Genomic DNA, 15,384 nt, shown 5'->3' with positions numbered 1-15,384 from the left:
GCGCGCGCTTAGGCTCCGGGACATGAAGTCCCGCCCGCGCATCACCATCGCCCAGACGCAGCGCCTGTCGCTGAACACGGCGCTTGCAACCTCGATCCGCGTGTTGCGGGCCGATGCGGCGGGGCTGACGCAATTCCTTGAGGAACAGGCCGCCGAGAACCCAACCCTGGTTCTGGGCGCCGCCCCGCCGCCCGACTGGCTGCCGCGCTGGGGCCAGGCCTTGCGGGCGTTGCGTGGCGGCGGCGCGCAGGATCTGGACCCCGACGAGATCGTGATCGCGGGCGCGGCGCCCAGCCTTGCCGCCCATGTCGGCCATGCCATCGCCGCCCTGCGCCTGCCGCCGCGTGCCCAACGCATCGCCGACCAACTGGCGCTGGCGCTGGAGCCTTCGGGCTGGCTGGGCCTGCCGCTGGCGCGGATCGCCGCCGAGACGGGGGCCAGCGACGAAGAGATCGAGGCGGTGCTGCTGCGGTTGCAGGAGCTGGAGCCGACCGGGATTTTCGCCCGCGATCTGGCGGAATGCCTGCGCCTTCAGGCGGCAGAGGCGGGACATCTGGATACGATCATGGCGGGCGTGCTGGAACGCCTGCCGCTTGTGGCCCAGGGCGCGCTGGGGCGGCTGTCCCGCGATCTGGGCTGCACCGCGGACGAGGTGGCGCAGTGCATCCGCCGCCTGCGCGGCTATGACCCCAAGCCGGGCGCCCGCTTTCAGGGCGGCGCTGCCCCGATCGCCGTGCCCGATCTGGTGGCGACACGCGGCGGCGAGGGCTGGCAGGTGGCGCTGAACCGCTCAGCCCTGCCCACGGTCACGCTGGCCGGGCCGAAAGGCCCCGAACGCGCCGCGGCGGCGGCGCTGATCCGCATGATCGAGGGCCGCAATGCCACGCTTCTGGCCGTCGCGCGCGAGGTCTTGCGGCGGCAGGAGGCAGTGCTGGAGGCCGGGATCGGGGCGGTGGTGCCGATGACCATGGCCGATGTGGCCGAGGCTTTGGGCCTGCACCAGAGCACGGTCAGCCGGGTGGTGGCCGGGGCGGCGGTGGATACGCCGGGCGGGACCTTCTGGTTGCGCGCCCTGTTCTCGCCCGCCGTGCGGCAGGATGGCCCGGCGGGGGCGGCGCTGCGCGATGCGCTAGCGCGCATGGTGGCGGCGGAAGACCCGACCCAGCCTCTGAGCGATGCCGATCTGGCGCAGGCGCTGGCCGGGGCGGGCGCCCCCCTGGCGCGGCGCACGGTGGCCAAGTATCGCGGGATATTGGGCATCGCCCCGGCCCATGCCCGCCGCCGCAGGGCCCGGCGATGACACCCCGCGCGCGCCCCTATGCCGCGCCGGACCGGGAGGACTGCCTGGCACTTTTCGACGGCAATGTGCCGCAGTTCTTCGCACCGGAGGAGCGGCAGGAATTTGCGGAGTTTCTCGATGCCCTGCCGGAATGCGGCACAGAAGGAACCTATCTGGTTCTGGAAGAAGCCGGGCGGATTCTGGCCTGTGGCGGACTTGCGCTGGACGGATCCGGCCAGCAGGCAAGCCTGTGCTGGGGCATGGTCGCGCGGGCGCATCAGGGCAAGGGTCTGGGCCGGGCGCTGACCAAGGCGCGGCTGGCCCGGGCGCGGGTGCTGCCGGGGATCGAGCGGGTTCATCTGGCCACCAGCCAGCACACGGCGGGGTTCTACGCGGGCTTCGGCTTTGCGGTCACCACGGTCGTGCCAGACGGCTTTGGCCCTGGACTGGACCGCTGCGAGATGGTCCTGGCCCTGTCGCGGCCCTGACAGGGGGCCGATCTGCCGCAACAGGCCCTGTGCCATGTCGTTTCCGGGGATGACCTGCGCCGCGCGCCGCGCTACGCCCCGTGTCAGGCCCAGAAGCGGCAAGGGAACGGGACGGATGGCATATTTCCTGGGCGTCGATACCGGCGGCACCTATACCGATGCGGTGCTGCTGGACGAGGCCGCCAATGTGATCCTGGGCAAGGCCAAGGCGCTGACCAGCCGCCATGACCTTGCGGTCGGGATCGGACAGGCGGTCGATGCGGCGCTGACGGCATCGGGCCTGGCCGCTGATCAGGTGGCGCTGGTCTCGCTCTCCACCACGCTGGCCACCAATGCTCTGGTCGAGGGCCAGGGCGGGCGGGTCGCGCTGGTCTCGGTCGGGTTTGATGCGGGCGATCTGGAGCGCGCCGGGCTGTCCGAAGCGCTGAAGGGCGATCCGGTGATCGCGATTGCGGGCGGGCATAGCCATGCCGGGATCGAAGCCACGAAGCTGGACCTTGCCGCGCTGGAGGCCTCGCTGGCCGAACTCGCGGATGGCGTTGTCGGCTTTGCCGTGGCGGCGCGCTTCGCCACGCGCAACCCAGCCCATGAAATCGCGGTGCGCGAGGCGATCCGGCGGCTGACCGGGCGGCCCGTGACCTGTTCGCATGAATTGTCGGCGCAGTTGAACGGGCCGAAGCGGGCGCTTACTGCGGTGCTGAACGCGCGGCTGATCGGGATGATCGACCGGCTGGTCGCCGCCTGCGAGCGGCACCTTGACGCGATCGGGATCAAGGCGCCCCTGATGGTTGTGCGCGGCGATGGCGCGCTGATCAGCGCCGCCATGGTGCGCGAGCGACCGATCGAGACCATCCTTTCCGGCCCCGCCGCCAGCATTGTCGGCGCGCGCTGGCTGACCGGGGCCAAGGATGCGCTGGTCAGCGATATCGGCGGCACCACGACGGATGTGGCGCTTCTGAAGGACGGCCTGCCCGAGATCGACCCGCAAGGCGCGCGGGTCGGCGGATTGCGCACCATGGTCGAGGCGGTGGCGATGCGCACGACCGGGCTTGGTGGCGACAGCGAGGTGCATCTGGTGACCGAGGGTCTGGCGGGCCGGTTGCGCCTGGGGCCAAGGCGCTTGCTTCCGGTCTCGCTTCTGGCGGTGGACCATGCCGCGATGGTGCATGACGCGCTGGACCGCTGGCTGTCGACCGAGACGGCGGGCGAGATGGACGGGCGCTTCGTCCTTCCCATGGCGGGGGCGGCGGCGGGCGGCCTGTCGGCGCGCGAGGCCACGGTTCTGGCCCGGATCACCGCGCCGATGCCCGCAGGCAAGGCGCTGACCTCGCGGCTTGAGGCGGCAGCGCTGGAGCGGCTGGTGGCGCGGGGGCTGGTGATGCTGTCGGGGGTCACGCCTTCGGACGCAAGCCACGTTCTGGGGCGGCTGGCAGACTGGGATGGTACGGCGGCCGAAAAGGCGCTGCGGCTGATGGCGCGGCGGCGCACCGGCACGGGTGACCGCTTTGCCGAGGGGCCGGAGGTTCTGGCGCAGCGGATCGTCGATCAACTGGTGGCGCAGACGGTGGATTGCCTGCTGGAAGCGGCCTTTGCCGAAGATCCAGCCTTTGCCGGCGAGGATGCGGCGGCCCTCGCGGCGCATCGCCTGACCCTGGCCGGGCTCGACCGGCACCAGGGCGTTGTGCAGATGACCGCGCGGCTGGGTGTGCCGGTGATCGGGCTGGGCGCGTCGGCCCCGTCCTATTACGGCGCGGTGGGCGCGCGGCTGAGCTGCGAGATGATCCTGCCGGAACACGCTGGCGTGGCAAACGCGATTGGTGCCGTGGCAGGGCAGGTCAGCCAGCGCGTGTCGGGTCTGATTACCTCGCCCGCGCAGGGCCGTTTTGTCGCCCATCTGCCGACCGGCCCCAAGGCCTATGGCGCCAAGGAAGACGCGATCGCCGCGATGGAGGCGGCGTTGCGCGCCGAGGCCACGGCGCGGGCGCTGGCGGCGGGTGCCTTGGATCTGCGGGTGACGGCGGAGCAGGCGCTGCGCGAGGCCGAGATCGAGGGCACGCTGCTGTTCATCGAGGGCACGATCACGGTGACAGCCAGCGGGCGGCCCCGTGTTGCGCATCCGCTGGCGGCGGAAGAAGCCGGGCCGATTTCCCCTTGACGCCCCCGGATGGCCCGCGTAAGTCGCGCGCCAGTGGCTAGGTAGCTCAGTTGGTTAGAGCATGCGACTCATAATCGCAGGGTCGGGGGTTCGAGTCCCCCCCTCGCCACCATCGTACCCCCCACTTTTCCTTCGTCTAGACCCAACATGGTCTCGATGTAGGCGTGGACCTCGATCAGCGCATCGCGGCTGTCGGGCTGGGGTGTGACCATCACGGTGCTGATCACGCGCCGCAGGGCTTCGATGGCGTCGGGGTCGAATTCCTTTCCCGGTGACGCGAGCCCCTTGGAAATATCGGCAATGGCCTTGGCATTGGTGTCTGCGGCCCTCGGGTGCAATTCGACCACCTGGGCATCCGCCTGGGCGAGATCGAGCTCCCGGGCGGCATCGGCGCGGGCTTGCTTGGCCGCGAATATCTGGGCCTCGGCCTCGACCCCCTCAATCAGGCCCCGAGCGAACATATCCACGAGACGGGCATAGCGCGCGGCCGAGTCCGCAGCGCGGCGGGCGATCTGCGCCGAATCTCGGCGGGCCGCATCACTGAGACGGCGTCTCTCGGCCGCATAAGTTTTCACGAACTCGCCAAGGTATTCGGGGCGATCCAGCTGGGCGCGGAGCTGATCGAAGATCGCCGCCTCGATTCGATCCAGACGGAAACGGCCTGTGTTCGTGCAGCTCCGGCTTTCGGTGGCCGCGCTGCATCTGATGCGGATCGCAGTGCCGACGCGGTCATGGATGCTCATCCCTGCCCCGCAGCAGCCGCACCGCGCTGCCGGTGGGCATCGCCTGCGCATTGGTTGGCGTGATCATCGGCACCATGACGCTGACCGGGGCGGCAAACACCTTTGGCCAGTTCATCGTCGGCGTGGGCGAGAAGAGCCTGTTCCTCTCGCTCGTGCTGACCATGATCACCTGGATCGTCCTGGGCATGGGCATCCCCACCATCCCCAAATACATCATCACCTCCTCGATCGCCGGACCGGCGTTTCTCACTCTGGGCGTGCCACTGATCGTCAGCCACATGTTCGTCTTCTACTTCGGCATCCTTGCCGATCTGACGCCGCCTGTGGCGCTGGCCTGCTTTGCCGCCGCACCCATCGCGCGCGAACGCGGGCTGATCATCAGCCTCAGCGCCGTCAAGATCGCGGCGGCGGGTTTCGTGATCCCCTTCATGGCGGTTTACACCCCTGCCCTGATGCTGCAGGAGGGCGGACCGCTTGCCGCCGATGGCATCGGCCTGCTGCTGACGGCGGCATTCGCCGCGTTGGTCTGGCGCCAGTCGCGCGCCAGGCCCGCCGGATGACCGCCTGCCTCCTGGCGGGCGGGGTCATGCCGGCGCTGTCCGGCCCCGCCTTTCAGCTGCGCTGGACTCATTCGGTCAAAAAGGTCGAATGGGTCGAGGATTGGTGGGTCGAACCCCAAGCCCTCCGCCTGACCGGCGCACGGGTGAAGGGCTCGGGCGCGGGGATGGAACCGGGCGAGGGCGCCATCCTGCAAGACGGCTGGTGGGTCTGGCCCGAAGACCGCCGCCTGCCCAGCCTGAGCCTTGCCACCTCGCGCGCGACCGGAGCGGGCTGGCAGCTTTGCGATGCCGGTATCTGCCGCGCCCCAGGCGAGGCGCCCGGAGCCCCCGTCACCCTTGCGCCCTGCCCGCCGCGACATCTGCCATGACCGTCATCCCGCCATCGGGCCCAGCTTCCGCCGCGACAGCAGCCTTTCCTTGCGACGCCAAGACGCGCAGTCTTGCGCCATGATCCGCCTGCGCCCCGCCCTTCTGCCGCTTCTGGCCGCCCTGCTCGCCACCGGCCTGGCCTGGCTGCTGGCCGAACGCCTGATCACCTCGCGGCTCAGGGCCGAACTGGACCAGACCCTTCTCCTCACCGCCCGCGCCGTCGAGGCGGAGATCGACCGCTTCCGTGCCCTGCCCGATGTCGCGGAAGAGGATGCCCGCATCCGCGCCGCCCTGTCGGACCCTGCCGCCCTTGATGGGGCCAACCTTTATCTTGCACCGTGGCCGCCCATGCCGGGGCGGCCGAGCTGTTCCTGATCAACGATCGCGGTCTGACCATCGCCGCCTCGAACTGGGCGCGGTATGACAGCTTCGTCGGCCAGGATTACGGCTTGCGCCCCTATTTCCGCCAGGCCCTGCAACGGGGCAGAGGCCAGTTCTACGCCATTGGCGTCACCACCGGCGTCCCCGGCTTCTTCCTGTCGACCCGCGTCACCTCTGGCGGCCAGACCGGGGTTGTCGTGGGAAAGCTGGATCTGCGGCCGCTGCAGCAGACCTGGCGCACCGCCGGGGCCGATGTGGCGCTGTTCGATGCGGCGGGCGTCGTCTTCCTGTCGGGGCGCGAGGACTGGCTCTACCGCCCGCTTGGCCCCCTGCCGCCGGAAGGGCTGGCCGAACTGACCCAGACCCGCGCCTGTGACGGAATCGACCTGGCCGGGGCGCGGCCACTGCTTGGCAACCCACCCCTTGGCGCCGATACGGTGGGCGAGGGCTGGATCGCCCGCCTTTCCACCCTGACCGGAACCGGCTGGCGCCTGATCGCCGCCCGCCCTTCCGCCGCCATCACCGGTGCGGCTGCGGGTTGGGCCATGGCCACCGCCCTTCTGACGCTGCTCGTCGCCGGGCTCTACCTTGCCTGGGACCAGCGGCGCCAGCTCGTCTCCCTGCGCCTGTCGCAATCGGAATGGCTCGAGGCGATGGTCGGCGCCCGCACCGCCGACCTTGCGCGCGAAATCGAGGCGCCGGCCTAGGCCGAGGCCGATCTGCGCGCCACGCAGGAGCATCTCATCCATGCCGAAAAAATGGCCGCGTTGGGCCGCATGTCCACCGCCATCGTGCATGAGATCAGCCAGCCCCTTGCCGCAATGGAGGCGACGCTGACCTCGGCCGAACTGTCGCTGCCACCCGGCGAAAGCAGCATCGCGTCACGGCTCGCCACCGCGCGCGGCCTGATCCGCAGGATGCAGCGCACCACCACGCACCTGAAATCCTTCGGTCGGAAAGAGGGCGGCGAGCGCAGCCTGATCGACCTGCGCCCCGTTCTTGCCTCGGCGCTGGAACTGGTCACCCCGCGCGCGCATTCTGCCGCGGGCGAGGCCGCCGAATGACCGCCCGGCTTTTCGTGGTCGAGGATGACGCCGACCATCTGGCCGCGCTTTGCGATCTGATGCAGGCCGCCGGTCACCGCGCCGAAGGCTTCGCCGATCCTACAGCCGCCCTTGCCGCGCTGCCGGAGGCTGCGCCCGACCTCATGCTGACCGATCTGCGCATGCCCGGCATGGACGGGCTGGCGCTTCTTCAGGCGGTCAAGGCGCTGCCCCTTGATCTGCCGGTGATCCTGCTGACCGGCCATGGCGATCTGGGCCATGCGGTGCAGGCGATCCGCGCCGGAGCCGAGGATTTTCTGGAATAGCCTTATGACGCCCGCCACGTGGTCGCCGTCGTCACCCGCGCGCTGGCCGCCCGTGCCACGAGGACCGAGGTCGGGCGCCTTCAACAGGTGCTTGCTGAAACTGCGGCCACCACGATCCTTGGCCAAAGCCGCGCGCTGCGCAGCCTGCGCGACCGGATCGCCGCCCTTGCGCCGCTTGAGGTCGATGTGCTAATCACCGACGAAACCGGCACCGGCAAGGAGCTTGTCGCCCGCGCGCTTCACGCCGCCAGCCCCCGCGCGACCGGCCCTTTCGTTGCGGTCAATTGCGCCGCACTTCCCGAACAGATGTTCGAAACGCTTATGTTCGGCCATGCCGCCGGGGCCTTTCCTGGCGCGGGTGCCGCCCGGCAAGGCAAGATGGAGGCGGCCCAGGGTGGCACGCTGCTTCTGGACGAGGTCGAAACCATGCCCCCCGCGCTTCAGGCCAAGCTCTTGCGCGCGCTGCAGGAACGCGCGGTGGAGAGGTTGGGCGAGAACGACCTCCGTCCCCTCGATCTCTGCATCATTGCCACGTCCAAAGCGCCGCTGCGCGAAGCCGATGGCTTTCGCCCCGACCTGTTCTTCCGTCTTGCCGGGGCCGAGCTGGCGACGCCCCCCCTGCGCGACGCCGCCGAAGACATTCCACTCATCTTCACCCATTACGCCCAGCTTGCCGCTCGTCGCTATGGCCGCCCCGATCCGCAGGCCGGATACCCGCTGCATCAGGCGCTCAAGCGCCGCGCCTGGCCCGGCAACATGCGCGAACTCAGGGCCGCGGCCGAGGCCCATACGCTTGGGCTGCTTGAGCTGCGTGCCGACAACGCCCCGGTCCTGCCGGACAACAGTCTCGCCGATCGGGTCGCGGCCTTCGAAGCGCGCGAGATCGCCGCCGCCCTCGAGCGGCATCGCGGCAATACCTTGCGCGTGGCGGAGAGCCTTGGCCTGGCCCGGCGCACCCTGAACGACAAGATGCGCCGCTACGGTCTGACATCGCGGGTTTGAACTTCGGGGACACAAAGCACTGTGCTCTGAGCCCGAATTTGGATCGCCCCGTGACCATGGCCCCGATCGCCAGGCCGGTAGTCCTTGCGTGCTTGGCCATGCGCGTTCAGAAGCGGGCCGGAGTTCATCGCCCAGGCATGGCGGCCCTGCTCCAACACCGGGCGCGCCCACCCGTCGCTCGGCGAAAAACCACCGGCACGAGAGGCCCTTATACGGCCTGCACCACCCCGGAGGATCGGCGCCGACCGTTGCAAGGGCAATGGCCGGAACGCCCCTGACGCATCAAGGGGGAGCCCGCTGCCCTGGCCGACCCGGATCGTCTTCGGAGAGCCGTCCGGGATTAGGTCAGATTACGCCCGGACGCTGCCCCTTTGCCCCATTCGTGGCGCTGGCGGCATGACAGACAAAGATCACAGACTGTTTCTGATCATCCTGGAGGGTTGAGACAAAACCCGGATCGAGACCTGCCTAAGATCGGCGCCGGGTTTCGAAAGCCGTGCTGGATTTCGTACTGCACCCTTCGGGCAGGTCTCTACCCAAGATTTTCGAAGAAGCGCGCGGGCACACAGACCGCGCCTTCCATCATGCGCCGCGCCGTGCGCAGCACAGTGGCGTGGCGCACCGCAACCTCGCCTTCTTCCATGCCCATCTCGGCATCGACGCTCATCGTGCCCGAGGGATGCGCGATCCGTATCGCGCCGGGCGTGGCGGACGCGACCAGCCGCGCGGCCACCGTCCCGGGCACCCGCGCCGCCGCCGCAAGGCACAGGGCAGCAGTCAGCGGAATGGCCTTGTGCGGCTGGCCCACGGAAATCGTCCGGGCGGCGATATCGGCCTCCGCCGCCCTCAGGCCCTTGCCCGAGAGGGTCGGCGCATCGCAGGATGGTGCCAGCATCGCGATTTTCGGCACGCTCAGAACTTTGGCCGCCGCATCGATATCCGCCGCCATACCCATCATGACCGCGCCGCGCAGGCGGATGTCGTCCAGCCGTTTCAGCAAGACCGCATCCTTGTCGATCTCGGCGGGCATCATATGGCCCGGCACGCCCAGGGATTCGGCAGCCACGAAAACCATTGGATTGGCGGCATCGACCAGGCTGACCTCGACCGGACCCAGCCCCGGCACCTCGATCACATCGACCGGATTGCCGGTGGGCAGCAGCTTGCCGGTCTTAGACCCACCAGGGTCAAGGAATTCCAGACGGATCTCGGCCGCCGTCCCGGCCACACCGTCCAGCCCGGTCTCGCCTTCGACGACCGGCTCGCCGCCCCGCACCTGAAATCGCGACGCGATGACCTTGCCGGTATTGGTATTGTGAATCCGCACGACCGTCGCGCCATCGGCCGGTCGCGGCACCATTCCCTCCTCCACCGCGAAGGGGCCGATGGCGGAAGACATGTTGCCGCAATTGCCGCCGTAATCCACCACAGGCACGTCCACACCTACCTGGCCGAAGGTGTAATCCACATCAGCGCCGGGGTGGCTGGACGGGCCGACGATGCAGATTTTCGACAGCGAGGAAATGCCGCCGCCCATGCCGTCGAGCTGACGCATGTTCGGATCGGGCGATCCCATCGCGGCCAGGATGACCGCATCGCGCCCAGCACCAGCCAGAGGCAGATCCTCGGCCCGAAAGATCAGCCCGTTCGAGGTGCCGCCCCGCATGAAGACCGCCCTGATCCGCCGCTGTTCCATTGCCCTCTCCCGCACCTTCCAGATGACGGGTTGACAGATCGCACCCAACACTGCCAACTGTCAACAGTTCACAGATGGCGCCCATGAGCATCGAGCAAAGCCTCCAACCCCATCCCTCCCTCAGCGATCAGGCTTTCGAGGCCATCGCCACGGCCATTTCGCGCGGCGAGATCGAGCCCGGATCGCGGGTGAAAGAGGCCGTGATCGCCCGCAATCTCGGCATCAGCCGGGGCACGTTGCGCGAAGCGATCCGCCGCCTCGAATCGCAACACATGGTCGAGCGGCGGCAGAATCTTGGCGTCTATGTCGCCCGATTGACCGAAGAAGACCTGGACGACCTCTTCCAGATGCGCGAGGTGCTGGAAGGCAGGGCCGCTGGTCTTGCCGCCGGCAAGATCACCGTTGCGCAGCTGGAAGAGCTGTCCGGCATGATGGACCGGCACCGCGACAAGACCATCGCCACCGGCAGCTACCATCAGCTGACCTCGGATGATGATTTCCACTTCTTCATCATCCGCGCCAGCGGAAGCCGCCGCCTGTTTCGCGCCTTGGGGACCGAGCTTTACATGCAGATCCGCATGTATCGCTTCCGCTCCGCCTCGCAGCCGGGCCGGTCGGAAATGGCGCTGCGCGAGCATCGCGAGATCCTTGAGGCCCTGTCGCTGCGCGATCCGAAAAAGGCCGAAGAGGCGATGCGCAACCACATCTCCAACGCCCGCAAGAACCTGTTGTGGGGCGGAAACCAGACCCCGGAAAAAAGCAAATGACCCAGACCCACGGCGCGAAGCTGCGCCGCCTTGTCGAGGCCCGCAAGGGCACCCTCCTGCCCGGCGCTGCCAATGCTCTGGCCGCGCGCGTCATCGAGGAACTGGGGTTCGAGGCGGTCTATATCTCGGGCGCGGGGGTGACCAACACCTGGTTCGGCATGCCCGATCACGGCTTCATGGGCCTGTCCGACATCGCCAACCACACTGCCGCCATCCGCGACGCGGTGGACCTTCCCTTAATCTGCGACATCGACACCGGCTTCGGAAATGCGGTGAACGTCTATCACACGATCCGGGTGATGGAGCGCGCGGGCGCCAGCGCCGTGCAGATCGAGGACCAGGTCAACCCCAAGCGCTGTGGGCATTTCTCGGGCAAGGCGATCATCGGCACCGACGAGATGTGCGGCAAGATCAAGGCTGCCGCCGATGCCCGCCGAAGCGAGGACTTCCTCATTATGGCGCGCACCGATGCACGCGCGGTCGACGGGTTCGACGCGGCGGTCGAACGCTGTCTTGCCTTCGAGGCGGCCGGGGCTGACATCATCTTTCTGGAAGCCCCTGAAAGCGTCGAGGAACTGCGCAGGCTCCCCAACCTGATCAAGGCGCCGCAGCTCGTGAACATCGTGGTGGGCGGCAAGACCCCTGCCCTGTCCAATGCGGAATTCGCCGAGATGGGCTTTTCGCTGGTGCTTTACGCGAATGTTGCCCTTCAGGCGGCCATCCACGGCATGCAGACGGCGCTGTCCGCGCTGAAGAGCGGGCAGGACGTGTCCGAGGCCTCGGGCCTTGTTGCCAGCTTCAAGGAGCGTCAGCGGGTTGTCCGCAAGCCATACTTCGACGAGCTGGAGAAGACATATGCTGACTAAGACCACCTGGCGCGACGATTTCGGCGTCTTGCGTGGCTTCGATGCCGGGCTGGGCCGCAGCGGCACGCTCTACTCCCTGCCCGCTTTGGCCGAGAAGCACCCGAACGTCGCCCGCCTGCCGCGCTCGATCAAGGTGCTGCTGGAATCCGTGCTGCGCAACATCGATGGCGTGACCGTCACCAGTGACCACGCGAAGGCTCTGATCGGCTGGCAGCCGCAGCAGGAGCGCGACGAGGTTCCGCTGACCGTGGCCCGCGTCGTTTTGCAGGATTTCACCGGCACGCCGCTGGTCTGCGATCTTGCCGCCATGCGCTCGACTGCCAAACGGCTGGGCAAGGATCCCGCGCTGGTGGAACCGATGGTGCCGGTGCAGCTGGTGATCGACCATTCGGTCCAGCTGAACGTGACCCGCGACCCACAGGCGCTGGCCCGCAACATGGAGCTGGAATACCAGCGCAACCGCGAGCGCTACGAGTTCTTCAAATGGGGCACCGCGGCGTTTGATACCCTGTCGGCGGTTCCGCCCGGCTTCGGCATCATCCATCAGGTGAACCTTGAGTCGCTGGCCAAGGGCGTCTTCCAGAAGGATGGCCTCTGGTATCCCGACACCCTGGTCGGCACCGACAGCCACACGACCATGATCAACGGCATCGGCGTCATGGGGTGGGGCGTAGGCGGGATCGAGGCGGAATCGGCCATGCTGGGCGAACCCGTCTGGCTGCTGGCCCCGGATGTGATCGGGGTGCATTTGACCGGGCGTCTGCCCGAAGGCTCCACCATCACCGATGCCGTTCTGGCGGTGACCGAAAAGCTGCGCGCCGCCAAGGTCGTTGGCAAGTTCCTGGAATTTTTCGGCGAAGGTGTCGCGGCGCTCTCTGCCGCCGACCGGGCGACGATCGCGAACATGGCCCCGGAATACGGCGCGACCATGGGCTTCTTCCCGGTCGATGCCCGCACCATCGACTATTTCCGCAGCACCGGCCGGACCGAGGCCGAAGTGGCGGTGCTCGAGAACTACTACCGGGCGCAGGACATGTTCGGCTGCCCGATGCCGGGCGAGATCGACTATACCCGGGTGATCGAGATGGACCTTGGGGCCATCCGCCCCGCCGTGGCCGGACCCAAACGCCCGCAGGACCGGATCGACCTGACCGAGGTCGCAGCCGCATTCGACCGCGCCTATGCCGCTCCGGTCGCCGCCGGCGGCTATGAGCGCCGCAGCGACGTCGCCCTGCGCGCGCCTCTGGCAGAAGCAGGCGAGGGCCTGCCCGCCGATCTGGGCCATGGCGAGGTGCTGATCGCGGCGATCACCTCCTGCACCAATACTTCTAATCCCGATGTGCTGCTGGCCGCTGGCCTCTTGGCGCAGAAGGCAGTGGCGCGGGGGCTGCGGGTTGCGCCCTGGATCAAGACCTCCTTCGCGCCCGGCTCGAAGGTCGTGACCGATTACCTCGCCGCCGCTGGCCTGCTGGCTGCGCTGGAAACGCTTGGCTTCGGCGTTGCCGCCTATGGCTGCGGCGTCTGCGCCGGGAATTCGGGTCCGCTCGCGCCGGAAATTGACGCGGTTGTCACCGGCCAGGATCTGGTCTGCGCCGCCGTCCTGTCTGGCAACCGCAATTTCGAGGCGCGCATCAACCCCTCGATCCGCGCCAATTACCTGATGAGCCCGCCACTGGTCGTCGCCTATGCGCTGGCCGGAAGCATGCGGATCGACTTGACCCGGGATGCCCTTGGGCATGACGCGGAGGGCAGGCCGGTGACTCTGGCGGATATCTGGCCCGCGCCGGACGAAGTGGCGGCGTTCCGCAAATACGCCGAAAGCCCCTCCTTCTTCCGTGCCGCCTATGCCGACAAGGAAGACGGTGGCGCCCTGTGGGATGCGGTCGATGCGCCCGAAGGCCAGACCTACAATTGGCCGCCCTCGACCTATATCGCCGAACCGCCGATCTTCGAAGGCTTCGGCGAGCATCCGGTGGCCCCGGTCCCGCCGCAGAACGCCCGCGTGCTGGCGATCCTGGGCGACAGCATCACCACGGACCACATCAGCCCTGCCGGTTCCATCAAGGGCAGCTCGCCCGCCGGGATCTGGCTGCGCGAACGGCAGGTGGCACCCGAGGAGTTCAACACCTACGGCACCCGTCGCGGGCAGCATGAGGTGATGATCCGCGGCACCTTCGCCAATGTGCGCCTGCGCAACCAGATGGTGCCGGGCGTCGAGGGCGGCTTCACCCGCATCGCGCCGGGCGACGAGGTGCTGTCGATCTTCGACGCGGCGCAACACTACGCCAAGACCCAGACCCCGCTGATCATCCTGGCGGGCGAGGAATATGGCAGCGGCTCCAGCCGCGACTGGGCCGCCAAGGGGACCAAGCTCCTGGGCGTGCGCGCCGTCATCGCCCGCAGCTTTGAACGCATCCACCGCTCGAACTTGATCGGGATGGGCGTGCTGCCCTGCCAGTTCCTTGGCACCGACAGCGCCGCTTCGCTGGGTCTGGACGGGTTCGAGACGATCAGCCTGACCGGCGCGGAGATCGCTGTCGACGGGACGATCACGCCCAAGTCCTGTCTGCTCATGACCGCCGTGCGGCTGGATGGTTCCAAGGTCGAGACAGAGCTTCTCATTCGCCTCGATAGCGCGATCGAGGCCGAATATTTCCGGCACGGAGGCGTGCCGAATTACGTGCTGCGCAAACTGCTGTTCGGCCAGGGCTGACGGCTTTTCACACTGAGGGAGGAAGAAAATGTTCAATCGTATCACCTTGCGGGGACTTCTCGGCGCCGCGGCGCTGACTGTCGCGGCCGCTTCGGCCCAAGCTGAGATCAAGGGGCTGGAAATCCTCGCGCCGTCGAACCCCGGCTCGGGCTGGGACCAAACCGCGCGCGGCTTCCAGCAGGTTGCCGAGGCCATCGGCGCCGCCAGCGGCATCCAGGTCATCAATGTCGGTGGCGGTGGCGGCACCGTGGGCCTGGCGCAATTCGTCACCTCGATGGGTGGTCGTGACGACGCCATCATGCTGTCTGGCCTAGCAATGGTCTCGGGCGTTCTGATCAACCAATCCGCCGTCACGCTTGACGATGTCCGCCCGCTGGCCCGTCTCATCGGCGAATACGAAGTCATCGTCGTTCCCGCGGCGTCCGAATACCAGAATCTTGGCCAGCTGATCGAGGCCTTCAAAGCCGATCCGATGTCGGTCTCCTGGGGCGCGGGTTCCGCCGGCAGCGCCGATCACCTGCTGATGGGCATCCTGGCCGAAGCCACCGGCGTTCCGGCAACCTCGGTCAACTACATCGGCCATTCGGGCGGCGGCGAGGCGCTTGCGGCCATCCTGGGCGGCCATGTGACTGCCGGTGTCTCGGGCTATCAGGAATTCGCCGCCCAGATCGAAAGCGGCGAGCTGCGCGCCTTGGCCATTTCGGCCCCGGCGCCTGTTGAAGGTATCGCGATCCCGACCTTTATCGAACAGGGCGTGAATGTCGATTTCGTCAACTGGCGCGGCATCATGGTGGCCAAGGATATCAGCGACGAAGGCTTTGCCGCCGCCGCGAAGATGGTGGATGACGTCGTCAAGTCCGAACAATGGCAGACGCTTGCCGCCGAGCGGGGCTGGCTGTCGCTTTATCTGCCCGCTGCCGAGTTCGAGCCCTTCCTTGCTGACAATCGCGCGCAAACCGAAGCCACTCTCAAGGCCATCGGCCTGATCGAGTGATC

At 68.0% G+C, this 15,384-nt stretch carries 15 protein-coding genes, 1 tRNA gene and 1 pseudogene; 15 read left to right on the top strand and 2 right to left on the bottom strand.

The features are described from left to right. Positions 1–22 precede the first annotated feature (22 nt). From ACED67_RS07290 to ACED67_RS07275, 4 genes are all read left to right on the top strand, one after another. Positions 23–1,300, top strand: a complete 1,278-nt coding sequence (locus ACED67_RS07290) for an RNA polymerase factor sigma-54 (protein WP_395540913.1) — start codon at positions 23–25, stop codon at positions 1,298–1,300. Beyond that, on the top strand, positions 1,297–1,767 hold the full coding sequence (locus tag ACED67_RS07285; protein ID WP_395540912.1) for a GNAT family N-acetyltransferase: 471 nt from the start codon (positions 1,297–1,299) through the stop codon (positions 1,765–1,767). Before ACED67_RS07290 ends, ACED67_RS07285 begins: the two co-directional genes overlap by 4 nt. 115 nt (positions 1,768–1,882) lie before the next feature. Next, positions 1,883–3,922 (top strand): hydantoinase/oxoprolinase N-terminal domain-containing protein, encoded by a 2,040-nt coding sequence (locus ACED67_RS07280; protein WP_395540911.1) that lies wholly within the window; start codon positions 1,883–1,885, stop codon positions 3,920–3,922. Between the two features lie 35 nt (positions 3,923–3,957). Then, positions 3,958–4,034 (top strand) — tRNA-Met (locus ACED67_RS07275). Here ACED67_RS07275 and ACED67_RS07270 read toward each other — a convergent pair. After that, on the bottom strand, positions 3,991–4,665 hold the full coding sequence (locus ACED67_RS07270) for a hypothetical protein (protein WP_395541146.1): 675 nt from the start codon (positions 4,663–4,665) through the stop codon (positions 3,991–3,993). The genes ACED67_RS07275 and ACED67_RS07270 overlap by 44 nt on opposite strands. A 17-nt stretch (positions 4,666–4,682) precedes the next feature. Here ACED67_RS07270 and ACED67_RS07265 point away from each other — a divergent pair. The 7 genes and pseudogenes from ACED67_RS07265 to ACED67_RS07235 all read left to right on the top strand — a co-directional run. Further along, a pseudogene (locus ACED67_RS07265) lies at positions 4,683–5,144 on the top strand (TRAP transporter large permease subunit); the annotation flags it as partial. Positions 5,145–5,221: 77 nt separating this feature from the next. Continuing rightward, positions 5,222–5,593: a DUF1850 domain-containing protein gene (locus ACED67_RS07260; protein ID WP_395540910.1), complete on the top strand. Its 372-nt coding sequence runs from the start codon at positions 5,222–5,224 to the stop codon at positions 5,591–5,593. A gap of 79 nt (positions 5,594–5,672) precedes the next feature. After that, positions 5,673–5,969, top strand: coding sequence for a hypothetical protein (locus ACED67_RS07255; RefSeq protein WP_395540909.1), 297 nt, complete (start codon positions 5,673–5,675; stop codon positions 5,967–5,969). Beyond that, on the top strand, positions 5,933–6,682 hold the full coding sequence (locus ACED67_RS07250) for a cache domain-containing protein (RefSeq protein WP_395540908.1): 750 nt from the start codon (positions 5,933–5,935) through the stop codon (positions 6,680–6,682). Before ACED67_RS07255 ends, ACED67_RS07250 begins: the two co-directional genes overlap by 37 nt. 51 nt (positions 6,683–6,733) lie before the next feature. Next, on the top strand, positions 6,734–7,039 hold the full coding sequence (locus ACED67_RS07245; RefSeq protein ID WP_395540907.1) for a sensor histidine kinase: 306 nt from the start codon (positions 6,734–6,736) through the stop codon (positions 7,037–7,039). After that, entirely contained in the window at positions 7,036–7,344 is a 309-nt protein-coding gene (locus tag ACED67_RS07240; RefSeq protein WP_395540906.1) for a response regulator, read from the top strand. Before ACED67_RS07245 ends, ACED67_RS07240 begins: the two co-directional genes overlap by 4 nt. A gap of 18 nt (positions 7,345–7,362) precedes the next feature. Then, positions 7,363–8,346, top strand: coding sequence for a sigma 54-interacting transcriptional regulator (locus ACED67_RS07235; RefSeq protein ID WP_395540905.1), 984 nt, complete (start codon positions 7,363–7,365; stop codon positions 8,344–8,346). Positions 8,347–8,878: 532 nt separating this feature from the next. On the opposite strand, the gene ACED67_RS07230 is transcribed toward ACED67_RS07235, so the two are convergent. Beyond that, positions 8,879–10,042 carry a 2-methylaconitate cis-trans isomerase PrpF family protein gene (locus tag ACED67_RS07230; RefSeq protein ID WP_395540904.1) on the bottom strand — a complete coding sequence of 388 codons (1,164 nt, stop codon included), beginning with the start codon at positions 10,040–10,042 and terminating at the stop codon, positions 8,879–8,881. Between the two features lie 83 nt (positions 10,043–10,125). On the opposite strand from ACED67_RS07230, the gene ACED67_RS07225 reads away from it, so the two are divergent. Genes ACED67_RS07225 through ACED67_RS07210 form a run of 4 tightly spaced genes read left to right on the top strand, consistent with a single transcriptional unit; the run spans position 10,126 to position 15,382 of the window. Continuing rightward, positions 10,126–10,809: a GntR family transcriptional regulator gene (locus ACED67_RS07225; RefSeq protein ID WP_395540903.1), complete on the top strand. Its 684-nt coding sequence runs from the start codon at positions 10,126–10,128 to the stop codon at positions 10,807–10,809. Continuing rightward, entirely contained in the window at positions 10,806–11,675 is an 870-nt protein-coding gene (locus ACED67_RS07220) for an isocitrate lyase/PEP mutase family protein (protein ID WP_395540902.1), read from the top strand. Before ACED67_RS07225 ends, ACED67_RS07220 begins: the two co-directional genes overlap by 4 nt. Next, positions 11,668–14,388, top strand: a complete 2,721-nt coding sequence (gene acnA, locus ACED67_RS07215) for an aconitate hydratase AcnA (RefSeq protein WP_395541145.1) — start codon at positions 11,668–11,670, stop codon at positions 14,386–14,388. The genes ACED67_RS07220 and acnA overlap by 8 nt, the downstream gene beginning before the upstream one ends. Positions 14,389–14,416: 28 nt before the next feature. Then, positions 14,417–15,382 (top strand): tripartite tricarboxylate transporter substrate binding protein, encoded by a 966-nt coding sequence (locus tag ACED67_RS07210; protein ID WP_395540901.1) that lies wholly within the window; start codon positions 14,417–14,419, stop codon positions 15,380–15,382. Positions 15,383–15,384 lie beyond the last annotated feature (2 nt).

It is taken from the genome of Neotabrizicola paludis, from assembly GCF_044142105.1.
In the GTDB taxonomy this organism is placed as follows: Bacteria; Pseudomonadota; Alphaproteobacteria; order Rhodobacterales; family Rhodobacteraceae; genus Pseudogemmobacter.
This window is presented reverse-complemented; position numbering and strand designations above follow the sequence as displayed.